We start from the raw sequence: 16,030 nt of genomic DNA, 5'->3' as shown, positions 1-16,030 counted from the left end.
AAATTTCCTCCTCTTCTAGGGGTTCGTTACACGAACTCCTTGCACGTAAATATTAACCGAGTCAACAGCAAGTCCTACTGTTTGGTTTAATGTATATTTCACCTTTGATTGAACATTGTGAGCAACCTCAGATATTTTCGTGCCATAACTTACAATTATGTACATGTCGATATGAACTTCATCATTTTCTTGACGAACAACAATACCGCGGGCAAAGTTTTCTTTTCGTAAAAGCTCAGTAATTCCATCTTTGATTTGCTTTTTTGATGCCATTCCAACAATACCATAGCAATCAATAGCAGCTCCTCCTGCAACTGTTGCGATTACGTCGTTAGAAATATCAATTTGTCCGTATTTCGTTTTTAATTCGATGGACATGTAAGTCTCCCCCTTTATAATTGTTCATCTTGGCTACAGTCATTTTACTATAACATTGCATATTTTAAAAGTAATTCATTAGCTAACCATTTGTCGTCATTATCTTATATTATACAGCATTTTAAAAATTCTATGTCTTGACAAGTATTTTTCCTTTAAACACATGACTTGAACTATTGCAATATCGAAACAGTTATGATAAATTATATAAGTATTTCTATGAAAAAAGCGATATGAATGATTGTTGCTTGTGCAAGTTAGGAGGGAAATAGAATGGCACGTAAATGTGTAGTTACAGGAAGAAAAACTAGTACTGGTAATGCTCGTTCCCATGCAATGAACGCTTCAAAACGTAAATGGGGAGCTAACCTACAAAAAGTTCGTATTTTAGTTGACGGTAAACCAAAACGCGTATACGTTTCTGCAAGAGCATTAAAATCTGGTAAAGTAGAACGCGTGTAATAATGAAAAGCGCAAGGCGCTCGGCCTTAGGGACAAGCATAAGACAAGACCTGACAGAAGGCGTTTTTTGCCTTCCAAAGGCCTTTGCTTAGACTTGTGCTAATGGCGCCTAGAGCCAGACAATAAAGAAATGAATTTAGCTCTTACATAATGTAAGAGCTAAAATTATATCTAAATTTTATACTGAAGTTTTAAATTACATAAAACATAACAGAAAAAAGCACCTATTAATCGGTGCTTTTTTTATCCCTTTTTAAATGATCCTAACATCGCACGAACGATACCACCTAAGAACTTCGGTAACTTAATCGTATAAAATTTCATACTTTCCCTCCTCAATGCAATATCCACGTTCTTTCATTCAAGATGAAGTCTACCTTATAATAATATTCAAATGAAAATAAAGAGTACCAACGTACATATAAATAATAGCTAAGAAATTTTTAAAGCTTCTTACCATCATTCATATGCCACACCGAATAAAAAAAGTACAATTCAAAAAAAGTTCGTTACTAAATCATAGAGAAATGGCATCATTTTTATACTAAAAAGTAAAAAAGAACAGAAAAAAATCTGTTCTTTAGAAATTACCCAAGGACAACCACTCACTACCGGATGTGTTACCCCAAGTTAGTTATTATTCAATTAAAGACATCACTAATTAGTATTCCAATCAATCTATTTTCATATCTCAGTAAAGTTGATTATCAAGCAAACAAAGCTCTACTCTACTTACATGCCTCTAATTTTTTCTATTGCTGCTTTCCGATCACTTTGGTTATAAATAGCCGATCCAGCAACTAAGACATTAGCACCAGCTTCGACACATAATCTAGCTGTCTCTTCATTAACTCCGCCATCCACTTCAATCTCTACATCTAGATTTCGTTCCCTAACCATTTGTGCTACCTCTCCGATTTTGGCTAATACGGAAGGAATAAACTTCTGTCCACCAAAGCCAGGATTAACGGTCATTAATAGCACCAAATCAATATCATCAATAATGTGTTTTATCGTATCTACTGGTGTTGCAGGGTTTAGAACAACCCCTGCTTTCACACCGTGTGATTTAATTAATTGAATGGTTCTATGTAGATGTGAACATGCCTCTACATGGACCGTTAAATAATCCGCACCAGCTTCTGCAAACGCTGGAATATATTGATCAGGGTTTTGAATCATTAAATGCACATCTAATGGTAAAGTAGTGATCGGACGTATTGCATCAACAATTAACGGGCCAATTGTGATATTTGGAACAAAATGACCATCCATGACATCAACATGAATATAGTCTGCTCCCCCATTTTCAACATCCTTTATTTCTTCTCCAAGCTTTGCAAAATCTGCTGAAAGAATGGACGGTGCAATTTTTATCATGATTAGTACCTCGGCTTTCTATCCTTTATTTCTTCATAAAAACTTACATAATGTTCATAGCGAAATTTTTGAATAGTACCATCCTCGAGTCCTTGTCGAACGGCACATTTTGGCTCAGAAGTATGTGTACAACCTCGAAATTTGCAATTTGCACCTGCATCATATATTTCTGGAAAACAATATGAAAGTTCATCTAATTCAAGTGTTAAAAATTCTAATGAACTAAAACCCGGAGTATCAGCAACTAGACCATTCCCAACCTCAATTAGTTCCACATGCCTAGTCGTATGCTTCCCTCTACCTAACGAGGAAGAGATTTCATTGGTTTTTAATTCGAGGTCTGGTCGAAGGGTATTTAATAAAGATGATTTTCCAACCCCAGATTGTCCAGCAAAAACGGAAATTTGATCTTTTAATAACGGTAAAAGGGTATCCATTCCTCCCTTTTCTTTTGTAGAGGTTAGTAACACAGGGTACCCAATCTGCTTATAATGTTCCGCATAGTCCTTAATTTCCTGCAAGGATTGATCTGGGATCAAGTCCGTTTTGCTAATACAAATTATAGGTTTTATATCGTTTGATTCAACTAAAACAAGAAAGCGATCTAATAACAACGGACTGAAATCAGGTTCTATCGCTGAAAAAACTAAGATAGCTTGATCGACATTTGCGATAGGTGGCCGAACTAATTCATTTTTCCGTTCAAAGACCTCTAAGATATAGCCATCGGTTTCGTTTTCTGCTTGATACAACACATGGTCGCCTACTAATGGGTTAACTTTATTTTTGCGAAATACCCCTCTTCCTCGACATTGTATCATTTCACCATCTTCATTTTTAACATAATAAAATCCGCTTAGTGCCTTAATGATTTTGCCTTCAGGCATAGTTTCACTCCTTGTTAATTTCGTTCGTAACGATATAGGAGGTAGTGGAAATTTCCACTACCATTTAAACTACCTATTCTTCGGGATACTGAATAACTTTTTCTTCATAAGGTACTCCATCGACAAAAATAACATATTTAGCCGATTCATCAGGGTTAATTGTAAAGGTAATGTCCTCAGTCCATGTGGCTGTTATTGGAAATTCCCTATAAACTGTTGTGATAGAATTATTTACATCCTGGATATAAATTTTTACCTGTTGCGGTGTTCCCTCTTCATCAGCAGTGTAAGGAATGGTAATTGTTTGTGTAACCTGCTTTGGTTCTTTAGGTTCCGGTCCTTTGGACATGATTACCTTAACAGTGTCGCCCTTTTTCAATTTAGCACCTTTTTCAGGTGATTGAGAAATAACTGATCCATCAGGAATGGTATCTGAAAACTCCTCTTCAAATTCAATAACAAGTCCCTCTGTGCCCGCATAATCAAGAATGGCCTTTTCTGTATAATCTTTGAAATCTCTTAGAATAATAGTTTCGGCACCTTTACTAACTACAAACGAGACTTTAGTCTCTTCGGGTACCACTTCTTCGCCTTCTTCGATTGATTGACTAAGAATGGTTCCTGCAGCACTTTCGTTAAATTCTTCGTCAAAACTTACAGCTAAGTAACCTTCTTTTTCTAAGCGTTCCATTACTTCATCGATATTTTCACCGATATAATCCTGAAATTTCTGCTTTTCTTTACCGATGCTCTCATATAAATCAATGGTTGCCCCTTCTTTAACAGTTCGTCCAGCCTCAGGATCCGTTTTAATAATATAACCTTGAGGTATATCTTCATCACTTAATTCAATCGTATCACCGATTTTAAAACCAGATTCTTGCAGTTCGTTCTCTGCTTCCTCATATGTCATGTTCGTTACATCAGGAACATCAACATCCTTAGGTAAAAATAATGCTGGAATTATAGTTACAATAGAAACTCCTGCAGCAATAATTAAGAAGAATATTATAGCAAGAGTTACTAAGAGCTTATTCTTCTTTTTCTTAGGCTTTGGTTGATCTGAATCAGTAGGACTTTGATTTTTCTGAGATTTACGGACAGCTGTTTCAGTCATTGGTGCCGGGTTGCTATCCTTAATAATTGGAATCGCTTTTGTTACCTCATCATCTGTATTAGGGATAACAAACTTCTCTTCATTTAAACGATCTGGATATAATGCAGTTTGTAAATCTACTTCCATTTCTTCAACTGTATCATAACGATGAAATGGATCCTTTGTCGTTGACTTCAAAATAATGTTTTCTACACTTTGTGGAATTGTCGCATTCCATCTTTTTGGTGATGGAGTTTCCGATTGTAGATGCTTTAACGCAATCGAAACAGCAGATTCACCTTCAAATGGAACCCTTCCAGTCAGCAACTCAAACATCACAATACCAAGAGAATAAATATCAGATTTACGTGTTGACAAACCACCTCTTGCTTGCTCAGGTGATAAATAATGGACAGAGCCCAGTACAGAGTTTGTTTGTGTAATAGTTGTTGAGCTAAGAGCAACTGCAATACCAAAATCAGTTACTTTCACTGTTCCGTCATGATCAATTAGTATATTCTGAGGTTTTATATCACGGTGAACAATCTGGTTTTGATGTGCATGTGATATTGCAGATGTTAATTGCATCATGATATTAATCGCTTCTTTTGAATGGAGCGGAGCATTTCTCTGTATGTATTGCTTTAAGGTTTGTCCTGGAACATATTCCATAACAATATAATAAATATCTTCCTCTTCGCCAACATCATATATACCTACAATATTTGGGTGAACCAAGCTCGTAGCTGCATGCGCCTCTCTCCTAAAACGCTTGATGAATTCTTCATCATTAGAAAAATCTAAACGAAGAACTTTTATAGCGACATCTCTCTCCAAAATAACATCTCTGGCTAGATAGACATTTGCCATTCCACCCCCGCCAATGACCTCGAGAATTTTATATCTTCCACTTAATCGTCTTCCAATAAGCATAAGACTATTCGCCCTCACTTTCAGGCGTGTAGTCGACGATTACAAGGGTAATATTATCTTCTCCACCATTGTTATTTGCTACATCGACGAGCTGTTCACCCTTAGCTTCAATACTCTTTTCACTTTCTAGGATGTTCTTTAGCTCTTCATCTGCTACTTTATTCGATAACCCATCTGAACAAATCAAAAGCATATCTCCCTCTTCTAAAATAAGAGTCTTAATGTCCATTTCTACGTGGGTTTCCGTACCTAACGCACGTAATACAACATTTTTACGAGGATGATGTTCTGCATCTTCCTTAGAGATATGACCTGACCTTACAAGCTCATTTACAAGGGAATGGTCTTCCGTAATCTGTTGAAAGCCATAACTATTAAGCACATAACCACGGCTGTCTCCGATATGAGCAACGGTTGAGAACAAATCTGTACATATTGCTACAACTACGGTTGTCCCCATACCCTTGCATTCTGCATTATTTTGTGCGTGTGTATAAAGATTTGTATTTATCTTAGAAATATGCTGTTTAAGCCACTCTTCTGCTGTCTCAGAAGTTGAAATATTTTCAGCTTCCTCCCAAAATAACTGAAGTTGTGACGTAGTCATACTACTAGCAACATCTCCTGCCAAATGGCCACCCATTCCGTCTGCAACAACTGCCAAAACTTGTCCGGACTTATTATGAAATACGCCACAACTATCCTCATTGATTTGCCTTACTTTTCCCCGGTTTGTTAAAAAGAACGACTTCATTTGTTCACCTCGTCTCCTCTTTACGCTCCTTTGCTCGTAATTGACCACAGGCAGCATCTATATCATGTCCTTGCTCACGACGAATTGTCACATTTACACCATGTTTCTTCAGTGTCTTTTCAAATTCAAAGATCTGTTCTTTTGGTGTTCTGACATAATCTCGTTCAGGTACATAGTTTACTGGAATTAAATTCACGTGGCACTTAATTCCTTTTAATAGCTTCGCTAACTCTTCGGCATGTTCAACTTGATCATTAACTCCACCGAACAGCCCGTACTCAAAGCTAATTCTTCTTCCTGTCTTATCAATATAATAACGAACAGCTTCCATTAGGTCAGGTAGTTTGTATGCACGATTTATTGGCATTAACTTACTTCTTATTTCTGTATTAGGTGCATGTAAAGAGATTGCAAAATTTATTTGTAATTTTTCATCAGCAAACTTATAGATCTTTGGAATGATTCCACTTGTCGAAACGGTAATGTGACGTGCTCCAATATTGAGTCCTTTATCATGATTAATGATTTTTAAGAATGAAAGCATTTGGTCATAGTTATCAAACGGCTCACCGATACCCATTATTACGACATGACTGACACGCTCACCAAGTTCATCAAGTGCTTTTTGAACCTTGACCACCTGTGCTACGATTTCACCTGCTTCTAAATTACGCTTTAGTCCACCTAATGTTGACGCACAGAAGGTACAACCTATCCGACATCCAACCTGTGTTGTAACACAGATAGAGTTTCCATATTCATGTTTCATAAGGACGGTTTCAATTGAATATCCATCATGCAGTTCAAATAAAAACTTCATTGTCCCGTCACTTGATGTTTGTTGAATAATCGTATTTAATGTCGTAATCGTAAATTTCTCTTCAAGCTTTTGTCGTAGTGCATTTGAAAGGTTCGTCATCTCATCAAATGATGTAACTCGCTTCGTATAAAGCCATTCAAAAATCTGATTTCCACGAAATTTCTTTTCGCCATTTTCAATCAACCAATTCTCAAGCTCAGCTAATTGAAGAGAATAAATTGACGGTATTGTATTTGTTGTGTTTTGCTTTTTCCTTCTAGTTGCTTGTACTTCTTCCAATTACATTACACCTGCTTTCTTAATCTTGCAATATAAAATCCGTCCGTTCCAAAATAATGTGGATAGAGCTGTAGTTGTCCGTTATTCACATATGGTTTCACTATTTCAGGCAGAAGATTTTCGAGTTTGTCGTCTAACATAAAATCTTGATTATGTTCTAAGAAGGTTCTAATTACCCCTTCATTTTCTTCATGATCTATTGTACATGTGCTATAAACGAGTATACCACCTTTTTTTAGTAAAGTTGAAACCTCAGTTAAAATTTCAAGCTGAATGCGTGCTAGATTATTGCTATCAGATCCTGATTTTGAGTATTTAATGTCAGGCTTTCTTCTAATAACACCAAATCCTGAGCAAGGTGCGTCAACAAGTATCTTATCAAAGGATTCTTTTTCGAATACCTCTCCAGATTTTCGACTATCCATTGCTTTTGTATCCACATTCTCTAGTTTTAACCTAGTAACCTGCTCATTGATCAATTTTATTTTATGTTCATGAAGATCTAGGGAAAATAGTTTTCCTGTGTTTTGCAAAAGTTCTGCAATATGAGTTGTTTTTCCACCAGGGGCGGCACAGCTGTCAAGAATGATATCTTCAGTCTCAACCCCGAGTGCTCTTGCAACGAGCATCGAGCTCTCATCCTGAATTGTAAAATAGCCCTCTTTAAATGCCTTTGAATGTGCTAGATTTCCACGTGTAGCTTCAATCGAATCAACTGAAACTTTTCCTTCAGTTGCCTCAATCCCTTCCTCCTCAAGCCTTTGTATGAGTTCTTGTTTTGTGGTTATCATTGAGTTCACTCGAGCTGTTTGTAACGGCGGAGTACAGTTTATCTCGCACATTTTACGAGCTTCATCTAGTCCCATTTGATTAACCCAACGCTTCACTAGCCAAAGTGGATGACTCGTTTCTATTGCCAATCTTTCAATGTCATCCTTAATACTTGAAATTGAAGGTAATCCTTCTCGTTGAATAGAACGTAAAACCCCATTTACGAGGGACGATGTTCCTTTATGTCCTCTTTTTTTCGCAATCTCTACAGCTTCGAAAAAGATGGCACGCTCAGGTACTCGGTCCAAATAAACCATTTGATAAAGGGAAAGTCTTAATAAAATCCTTACCCACTGTTCGAGCTTTTTACTCTTTTTCAGAAATGGCGCTAGATAAAAATCTAGCGTGTCTCGTCGTTGGATTGTTCCGTATACTATCTCTGTAAGTAAGCCGATGTCCTTTCCTTTCAAATCGTTCTTTATGATCATTTGATTTAAAAGGAGATTGCTATACGCTTGGCTTTTTTCAATTTGCAATAAAATGTCAAGTGCAATGTCCCGAACCTTATTTTTCGTCATTTTCGGCTCCCAACCTGGCTCCCACTTCTATACCTGCCCCGAGCAAGAATTGCTCTGCACTCATTTTTTTCTTACCAGCAGGCTGAAGTTGTGTAATCTTAATAAAAGTAGTATTCCCGGTCGATACGATAAATCCATCTTTCTCAACTCCAACAACTGTACCAGGTTTATTGGTAGTAGAAGAACTCACTTTTTCACCCCACCATACCTTCATAACATCGCCTTCTAAAGTTGTATAGGCAACAGGCCATGGATGAAGTCCACGAATATGGTTATAAATATCCTCCCCATTTTTTGACCAATCTATCTTTTCTTGCTCTCGTTTTATGTTTGCAGCAAATGTAGCTTTTGTATCATCCTGTTTAATGGGTGTAATTTTTTCAGATAACAGTAATGGAATAGTCTCTGAAAGTAGCTTTGCTCCAGCAACACTTAGCTTGTCATGAAGGGAACCCACATGATCTGTATCTAAGATCGGAATTTCAACCTGGGTTAATATATCCCCTGCATCTAGTTTTTCCACCATGTACATAATCGTTACACCTGTTTTTTTCTTTCCTTGTAGGATGGAATAATGGATTGGTGCTCCACCTCTTAATTCTGGAAGTAATGATGCATGTACATTTATACATCCATGTTTTGGTGCATCCAGTAATTCATTTGGAAGGATTTGTCCAAATGCCGCTGTAACAATTAAATCAGGTTGGTAGCTTAATACTTTTTCAACCTCTTGTTTTTCCCTAATTTTATTTGGTTGAAGAACAGGAATATTATGCTTTAACGCCTCCACCTTTACTGGAGGCGGTGTCAATACTCTTTTTCTCCCAACTGGTCTGTCTGGCTGTGTAACTACTGCAACTACCTCATATCCATCCTCAATAATTTGTTGTAACACTGGAACGGAAAAGTCTGGGGTACCCATAAATACAATTCTCTCCATACGCTTACCTACCCTTCTATTTCTCCTTCTTCATAATACCGATTCACCTTTGTGGTAAATAATATTCCATGTAGATGATCTATTTCGTGCTGTATTGCGCGAGCTAAGAATCCACTTGCCTCAATTATGTATGTTTTTCCTTTGCGATTTTGTGCACGTACCTTCACAAAGTCATAACGCGTTACTTCACCAAAAAGGTCCGGAAAACTTAAACAGCCTTCTGGACCAATCTGTTCACCTCGTTGTTCTATGATCACAGGATTAATTAATTCAATAAGTCCGCTTTCATCATCAATTTCTACAATGGCGATTTGTTTTGCAACTCCTACTTGAGGAGCGGCTAGTCCAACACCATCCGCCTCAAGCATTGTATCATACATATCGTTAATTAATTTTGAAAGTTTTCGATCGAATGTGATTATTTTTTCACACTCAATCTCTAATATTTCATTTGGATATTTAACAATCGGTAATAATGACAAACCATTTCCTCCAACGTTCTACTTTTTTACTATTCTCTACTTTCTAGCATTACTTTAAACTACATCATGATATAAGGGTTTAAATCGATAGATAATGTAAGTGAGTTTTGAGTCATTTCTTTTTGATAGCGATCCAATATTCCCTTTAACATTTGGTTCAAATTTGGTTCATTTTTGTATTTTATCATGCATTGGTATCGATATCTATTATTAATCCTTGCGATTGGCGATGTAACTGGACCAAGAATAATCGCCCGATTCGATAAGGACTTACGTAAATAGGAGGCAATTTTTTCTGCTACATCCACGGTCTTCGTAAGTTCTGGATGTGTGACAGTGACAAGCGCTAGAAAATAAAACGGTGGATATGCATGTGACTTTCGAATCTGCATCTCATTTTGATAGAATCCATCATAATTGTGCTGACTTGCCAACTCAATACTATAATGCTCTGGCGTATAGCTTTGTATCACTACCTCTCCAGGCAATTCATGTCGTCCAGCTCTCCCGCTAACCTGTGTTAGAAGCTGAAATGTTTTTTCTGAAGATCGGAAGTCAGGCAAATTTAGCATTGTATCTGCAGTAAGTACACCAACTAATGTCACATTCGGAAAGTCCAGTCCTTTTGCGATCATCTGTGTTCCAAGCAGAATATCAGCTTTTTCATCACCGAATTCCTTTAATAATCTCTCATGAGAGCCTTTTCGGCTTGTTGTGTCAACATCCATGCGAATAACCTTTGCTTCAGGTAGAATCTTTGCAAGCTCTTCCTCTACCTTCTGTGTTCCAGTACCAAAGAATCGAATATGTTCACTTCCACATTCATTACAAGTGTTAGGCATATACGTTTCATACCCACAATAATGGCATTTTAAGCTGTGACTAGAACGATGATAAGTCAATGAAATGTCACAATGTGGACAATTGGCTACATACCCACAATCTCTACACATGACAAAGGAAGAGTGTCCCCTCTTATTTAGGAATAAAACAGACTGTTCCTTCCGCTCAAGTCTAGCTGTTAATTTTTCAAATAAGGCTGTCGAGAACATGGAACGATTACCTGATCGTAATTCTTCCCTCATATCGACAATTTCTACACTTGGTAGGGGGCGATTATTGACTCTTTCTTTTAATGTTATCAGTTCATAAACATTCTTCGATGCTCTTGCGAAGGATTCAAGAGTAGGGGTCGCACTTCCTAATATTACGGGACATTGATGTAACTCACCACGAAAAATAGCGACATCTCTCGCATGATACCTAGGATTATCCTCCTGTTTATAACTTGATTCATGTTCTTCATCAATAATAATAATTCCCAAATTTTCAAAAGGAGCAAATATTGCTGACCTTGCACCCACAACGACACTTACTTCCTTACGATAAATTTTCCTCCACTCATCGTACTTTTCACCCGTGCCAAGTCCACTATGCAGAACAGCTACACGAGAGCCAAATCGACCTTTAAACCGGTTTACCATTTGGGGAGTAAGTGCAATTTCTGGTACAAGGACTATTGCCTCTTTACCTTCTTTCAATACAGCATCAATCGACTGCATATACACTTCCGTTTTACCGCTCCCGGTCACTCCATACATTAAAAACACTTTATGTATATAATCCTCAATAGAAGTAAGTATAGGAGCAATTGCATGTTGCTGTTCCAAAGTTAACGGCATTGGTTTAGTCGGTTCAAATTGCTTGTCCGCGTATGGATCACGATATACCTCCACTGCCTGTTCCCTTAATAGTCCTTTTTTCACCATTGTTCGAATCGTACTATCAGTGACTCCTACCTTTAGAAGTAAATCCTTTAACAGAATAGGCTTAGGATGTAGTAGAAAAAATTCGAGTACCAATTTCTGCTTATTTGCTGAAGCTGGGAGGTCTTCTAGTACCTTTTCCGTTTCACTTGATGGTATAGCCAGCAGAACCTGTTTCAACGTTTTTTTATTGCTACGATTCTTAACGTTGTAGACAACTTCTAAGAGTCCTTTTTTTATCTCCTTTTGATAAACATGTAACAAATCATTTTTCTCTGCTTCTTCCCAGTTTATTGTATCCTTATGCTCGAACGATGCCTGAATCGCAGGATCTAACTCAGTTCTTCTCTGGGTGTCTAGGAGTTTTATTTCTTTTTCATATTTTGCTCGCATTGCTGAAGGAAGCATAGCTTGTAAAGCCGAAACGGTAAAACAAAGAGTTTTCTCCGTCAACCATTTTCCAATATGCAAGAGCTCTTGATTTAAGGCTGGAGTTAAGTCTAGTAAAGAATGAATTTCTTTAAGTTTATTCACTTCTGCTTCGTTTGATAGACTCATAACAAATCCTTGAACCTTACGAGGACCAAAAGGAACAACAACCCTCATACCAGGAACAACAATATCTTTCCATTTTTCCGGAATCAAGTAATCAAACGTTCGATCGGTTTGCATTGCCGGCACATCGACGATAATACTTGCAATTTTCATCTTCTTTCTTCCTCATCCAACACTTGTTTCAGTTCATGAAGAATGGCTTTTGCAACTTCTTGCTTTGTCATCATAGGCAAATCAAGTTGTGTCCCATCTTTTTTAAAGATAGTAACAATGTTTGTGTCTGTTCCAAATCCCGCTCCTACTGTTGTCACATTGTTCGCAACAATCATATCTAGGTTCTTAGATTCGAGCTTATTTTTTGCATATACCTCAACATTGTCCGTTTCAGCTGCAAAACCAACTAAAATTTGATGTTCCTTCTGTGTACCCAATGTTTTTAATATATCAGTAGTTCTTTCAAGCTCTAGAACAAGATCTCCTGATTTCTTTTTCATTTTTTCATTATAGATGTGCTTTGGTCGGTAATCGGCCACAGCTGCAGACTTTATCACGATATCACTATCTTTATAATGTAACATTACCTGAGTTAACATGTCCTCGGCAGATTCGATTTGAATCAACTTTACTCTTGGGGGAACCGGTAAGTTGGTAGGTCCAGATATTAAAGTAACGTCAGCGCCGGCTGCACTAGCTGCCTCTGCTAGGGCATAACCCATTTTCCCTGTCGATCGATTTGTAAAAAACCGAACAGGATCAACCTTTTCCCGAGTTGGACCCGCTGTAATGACTATTTTTTCACCTTTAAAAAGTGGTTTTTCTGAAAAATGTTTATGTAGGAGGTCAACAATTTTTTCAGGCTCCTCAAGCCTTCCCTTTCCAACATAACCACATGCAAGATATCCTTCTGAAGGCTCTATAAATTGATAACCATCCTGAGCAAGAATCGATATATTTCTTTTAACAGCAGGGTGATCATACATATGGACGTTCATAGCTGGTGCAATCCAGACAGGTGCTGTTGTGGCAAGAAGAGTAGTTGTAATCATATTATCTGCGACACCATTTGCAAGCTTTCCAATGATATTAGCAGTTGCAGGTGCTACTAGTATCAAATCAGCCCAATCCGCTAGATCAATATGTGCTATTACTGCTGGATTCTTTTCATCAAATGTATCATAGTACACATCATTTCTTGAAAGTGCTTGGAATGTTAAAGGATTGACGAATTTTATTGCAGATTCACTCATAATCACTTTCACTTCAGCGCCTGCCTGTATCAGCTTGCTAGTTAAAGCAGCAGCTTTATATACCGCGATACCTCCACTAACACAAAGTACTATTTTTTTATGTATCATTCCAAATCCCCCTTATTTGAAAAGCGCTAGGCGTGTAGCCTTCGGCAATAAGCATAGGACGAGAGCTACAGAAGGTTCTAATCACCTTCCGAAGCGGATTGACTTATGCCTGAGTGACGAGGCGCCTGGAGCTAGACAACGAAAATTTTGGTTACTTTTTATGCTTCCTTTTCCTTAAAAAAATAACAACCTACATGAGAGGTTGTTATCCTAATCAAATACGCCATGATGGCCTATTTGTGCCAAACTATTATCGGGCTTGTTAGTCTGTAGTAGTTGGTGTTGTATCAACACTTGTTTTCTTCTCATTTGAATAAAAAAGGATTCCACCATCAATTTCTTCTAAAGCTTTTCCGACTGGTTTATGTGACACAGGTTTTTTTACCATTCCATCATTTTTATCTTGCATAACTCTTGCTCTCTTAGCAGCAACCGTAACAAGTGTATATTTTGAGTTTATTTTATTCATTAATGAATCTATAGACGGATTTAACATATTAAAAATCACCCTCCAGCATTTTTTTATAACGTCTCGCTACACGGTCACGTCTGCAGTGTTCTGCAGTAACAATTGCATTAATCCTTTTGCAGGCTAATTCAACTTGATCATTCTCTACTACATAATCATACGCGTCCATCATTTCAATTTCTTCTCTAGCGACCTTCATCCGATTTAGAATTAAATCGTCTGTTTCAGTACCTCTTGTAATAATTCTGTTTTTTAATTCCTTGAGGCTTGGAGGTGCTAAGAAAATAAATAATCCTTCTGGAAAAGCATTACGTACTTGTAGTGCCCCCTGAACCTCTATTTCCAGAAAGACATCTTTGCCTTCCTGTAAGGTAGACTCCACATAATCAATTGGAGTTCCGTAGTAGTTACCCACATATTCTGCCCATTCAAGGAGTTTATTCTTTTTGATTAATTCTTCAAACTCTTCTCTCGACTTAAAGAAATAGTCTACACCGTCTACTTCTCCTTCACGAGGTTTTCTTGTTGTCATTGAAATCGAGTATTGAAACCTTGTATCTGGCTCTGAAAAAATCGCTTTTCGTACTGTTCCTTTTCCTACGCCAGATGGACCAGATAAAACAATTAGTAAACCTCTTTCATTCATTGCTTCTTAACCCTACCCTTCGTCTGTTAGCTCATCCTCTTTTGATAGTCTTTGCGCGACTGTCTCTGGTTGGACTGCAGAAAGTATAATATGATCACTGTCCATAATCATGACAGCCCGTGTCCTTCTCCCATATGTTGCATCAATGAGCATTCCTCGATCACGCGCATCTTGTATTATTCTTTTAATCGGAGCAGATTCCGGACTAACAATTGATATAATGCGGTTTGCTGAAACAATATTTCCGAAACCAATATTTATTAACTTTATTTGCACTTAATCTCCCCCAAGTCATATCCCCCACTATTTTTGCCGTGAAAATGTCTTTATAATCAAATTTATTCAATATTTTGAACCTGTTCTTTAATTTTCTCTAATAGGCTCTTCATTTCCACTACATGTTTAGTAAGTAAAGAATCATTTGCTTTTGAACCGATAGTGTTAATTTCTCGATTCATTTCTTGAACGATAAAATCAAGCTTTCTACCTATAGGTTCATTAGTAAGTACTGTTTCTCTAAATTGACTTATATGGCTTTGTAGGCGTGTAAGCTCTTCACTGATATCAGCTTTTTCCGAAAATATTGCTACCTCTGTAAGAATCCGATTTTCATCAAATTCATTCCCCACATAGTCTTTCATTCTTTTTTCAATGCGCTCACGGTAATGAGAAACAACCAATGGTGCATAGGTCTCAATGTTATGTACGTTTTCTTCGATTAGGTCAAGAAATACAGCTATATCTTGAATTAACTTCTGTCCTTCAATTTCTCTCATTTTTTTTAATTGCAGTACGGCGATTTCTATCACCTCAAGAACAGTAGATTCTAGCTCAGTGTTCTCCAGTTCCTCTTCCTCAATTGAAAGTATGTTTTCATTTGATAACAGTTGTTGTGTTGTTATCTGATCAGTGAGTTGATACTTACCTTGAATTTGCATTGTGGCGGCTAAAAGGCTATCTAATAATTCCCAATCAATAGCAAGTGACTTTTTAACAAGCCCTTCTCCATCAATCGTGAGGAATACTTCAACTCGACCTCTTTTCACATGATGCATGATTGCCTTTTTTATTTTATCCTCAAGGATTAATAATTGTCTAGGTAATCTTATATTGATTTCACAAAATCGATGGTTTACTGACTTTATTTCTGCAACAACTGAAAAAGTGGCCGTTTCCTTTTTGGCACGTCCAAAACCTGTCATACTTACAATCATCATATCACGTCCAATCTTACATAGCAGGTAATCCATTTATAAGAACACCTGACAAATTTGCACCTAGATTTTTCTATTGAAGTATTGTAAGCCTTCCCTTTATTCAGCCACAGTTATTTATTCCCACTTAATTATACACTATCATACATTGTTACTTTATAGAGGGTGTTCAAAAAGTCCGGTGAAAATGACACAGCGAATTTCTTCGTTGTCTTGCTTTTCGGTTCCTCACGTATTAGTCGAATACGCTCCGGTACGCGGGAGC

General features: G+C 37.3%; 17 protein-coding genes. 1 reads left to right on the top strand and 16 read right to left on the bottom strand.

The features are described from left to right. Nucleotides 1–15: 15 nt before the first annotated feature. On the bottom strand, nt 16–378 hold the full coding sequence (locus tag ACWNMY_RS19835; RefSeq protein ID WP_449539969.1) for an Asp23/Gls24 family envelope stress response protein: 363 nt from the start codon (nt 376–378) through the stop codon (nt 16–18). A 273-nt stretch (nt 379–651) separates the two neighbouring features. On the opposite strand from ACWNMY_RS19835, the gene rpmB reads away from it, so the two are divergent. Further along, nucleotides 652–840: a 50S ribosomal protein L28 gene (rpmB, locus tag ACWNMY_RS19830; RefSeq protein WP_449539968.1), complete on the top strand. Its 189-nt coding sequence runs from the start codon at nt 652–654 to the stop codon at nt 838–840. 243 nt (nt 841–1,083) lie between these two features. Here the strand turns inward: rpmB and spoVM are convergent, their stop codons facing one another. The 15 genes from spoVM to ACWNMY_RS19755 all read right to left on the bottom strand — a co-directional run bounded on the left by spoVM (nt 1,084) and on the right by ACWNMY_RS19755 (nt 15,765). After that, the gene (gene spoVM, locus ACWNMY_RS19825; protein ID WP_010282530.1) at nt 1,084–1,164 is read right to left on the bottom strand and encodes a stage V sporulation protein SpoVM; all 81 of its coding nucleotides are present in this window, start codon (nt 1,162–1,164) and stop codon (nt 1,084–1,086) included. Nucleotides 1,165–1,572: 408 nt separating this feature from the next. Next, the gene (rpe, locus tag ACWNMY_RS19820) at nt 1,573–2,220 is read right to left on the bottom strand and encodes a ribulose-phosphate 3-epimerase (RefSeq protein ID WP_449539967.1); all 648 of its coding nucleotides are present in this window, start codon (nt 2,218–2,220) and stop codon (nt 1,573–1,575) included. Nucleotides 2,221–2,222: 2 nt separating this feature from the next. Beyond that, entirely contained in the window at nt 2,223–3,107 is an 885-nt protein-coding gene (rsgA, locus tag ACWNMY_RS19815; RefSeq protein WP_449539966.1) for a ribosome small subunit-dependent GTPase A, read from the bottom strand. Nucleotides 3,108–3,180: 73 nt separating this feature from the next. Next, nucleotides 3,181–5,136 (bottom strand): Stk1 family PASTA domain-containing Ser/Thr kinase, encoded by a 1,956-nt coding sequence (gene pknB / locus ACWNMY_RS19810; RefSeq protein ID WP_449539965.1) that lies wholly within the window; start codon nt 5,134–5,136, stop codon nt 3,181–3,183. Nucleotides 5,137–5,140: 4 nt separating this feature from the next. Next, nucleotides 5,141–5,890 carry a Stp1/IreP family PP2C-type Ser/Thr phosphatase gene (locus tag ACWNMY_RS19805; RefSeq protein ID WP_449539964.1) on the bottom strand — a complete coding sequence of 250 codons (750 nt, stop codon included), beginning with the start codon at nt 5,888–5,890 and terminating at the stop codon, nt 5,141–5,143. Between the two features lie 4 nt (nt 5,891–5,894). Then, a complete protein-coding gene (gene rlmN / locus ACWNMY_RS19800; protein WP_449539963.1) occupies nt 5,895–6,989 on the bottom strand; it encodes a 23S rRNA (adenine(2503)-C(2))-methyltransferase RlmN in 1,095 nt (364 codons plus the stop codon). 5 nt (nt 6,990–6,994) lie between these two features. Then, nucleotides 6,995–8,338: a 16S rRNA (cytosine(967)-C(5))-methyltransferase RsmB gene (gene rsmB, locus ACWNMY_RS19795; protein ID WP_449539962.1), complete on the bottom strand. Its 1,344-nt coding sequence runs from the start codon at nt 8,336–8,338 to the stop codon at nt 6,995–6,997. Continuing rightward, nucleotides 8,325–9,278, bottom strand: coding sequence for a methionyl-tRNA formyltransferase (fmt, locus tag ACWNMY_RS19790; RefSeq protein ID WP_449539961.1), 954 nt, complete (start codon nt 9,276–9,278; stop codon nt 8,325–8,327). Before fmt ends, rsmB begins: the two co-directional genes overlap by 14 nt. A gap of 8 nt (nt 9,279–9,286) precedes the next feature. Continuing rightward, entirely contained in the window at nt 9,287–9,760 is a 474-nt protein-coding gene (gene def, locus ACWNMY_RS19785; RefSeq protein ID WP_449539960.1) for a peptide deformylase, read from the bottom strand. Between the two features lie 59 nt (nt 9,761–9,819). Next, nucleotides 9,820–12,234 carry a primosomal protein N' gene (priA, locus tag ACWNMY_RS19780; protein WP_449539959.1) on the bottom strand — a complete coding sequence of 805 codons (2,415 nt, stop codon included), beginning with the start codon at nt 12,232–12,234 and terminating at the stop codon, nt 9,820–9,822. Beyond that, entirely contained in the window at nt 12,231–13,436 is a 1,206-nt protein-coding gene (coaBC, locus tag ACWNMY_RS19775; RefSeq protein ID WP_449539958.1) for a bifunctional phosphopantothenoylcysteine decarboxylase/phosphopantothenate--cysteine ligase CoaBC, read from the bottom strand. Before coaBC ends, priA begins: the two co-directional genes overlap by 4 nt. A 262-nt stretch (nt 13,437–13,698) precedes the next feature. Continuing rightward, nucleotides 13,699–13,932, bottom strand: a complete 234-nt coding sequence (gene rpoZ / locus ACWNMY_RS19770; RefSeq protein WP_449539957.1) for a DNA-directed RNA polymerase subunit omega — start codon at nt 13,930–13,932, stop codon at nt 13,699–13,701. A gap of 1 nt (nt 13,933) precedes the next feature. Next, entirely contained in the window at nt 13,934–14,551 is a 618-nt protein-coding gene (gmk, locus tag ACWNMY_RS19765; protein ID WP_449539956.1) for a guanylate kinase, read from the bottom strand. 12 nt (nt 14,552–14,563) lie between these two features. Next, nucleotides 14,564–14,827 carry an extracellular matrix/biofilm regulator RemA gene (gene remA / locus ACWNMY_RS19760; RefSeq protein ID WP_010282579.1) on the bottom strand — a complete coding sequence of 88 codons (264 nt, stop codon included), beginning with the start codon at nt 14,825–14,827 and terminating at the stop codon, nt 14,564–14,566. Nucleotides 14,828–14,889: 62 nt separating this feature from the next. After that, nucleotides 14,890–15,765, bottom strand: a complete 876-nt coding sequence (locus ACWNMY_RS19755; RefSeq protein WP_449540498.1) for a YicC/YloC family endoribonuclease — start codon at nt 15,763–15,765, stop codon at nt 14,890–14,892. Between the last annotated feature and the right edge of the window lie 265 nt (nt 15,766–16,030).

It is taken from the genome of Ferdinandcohnia sp. Marseille-Q9671 (genome assembly GCF_976954385.1).
This window is presented reverse-complemented; position numbering and strand designations above follow the sequence as displayed.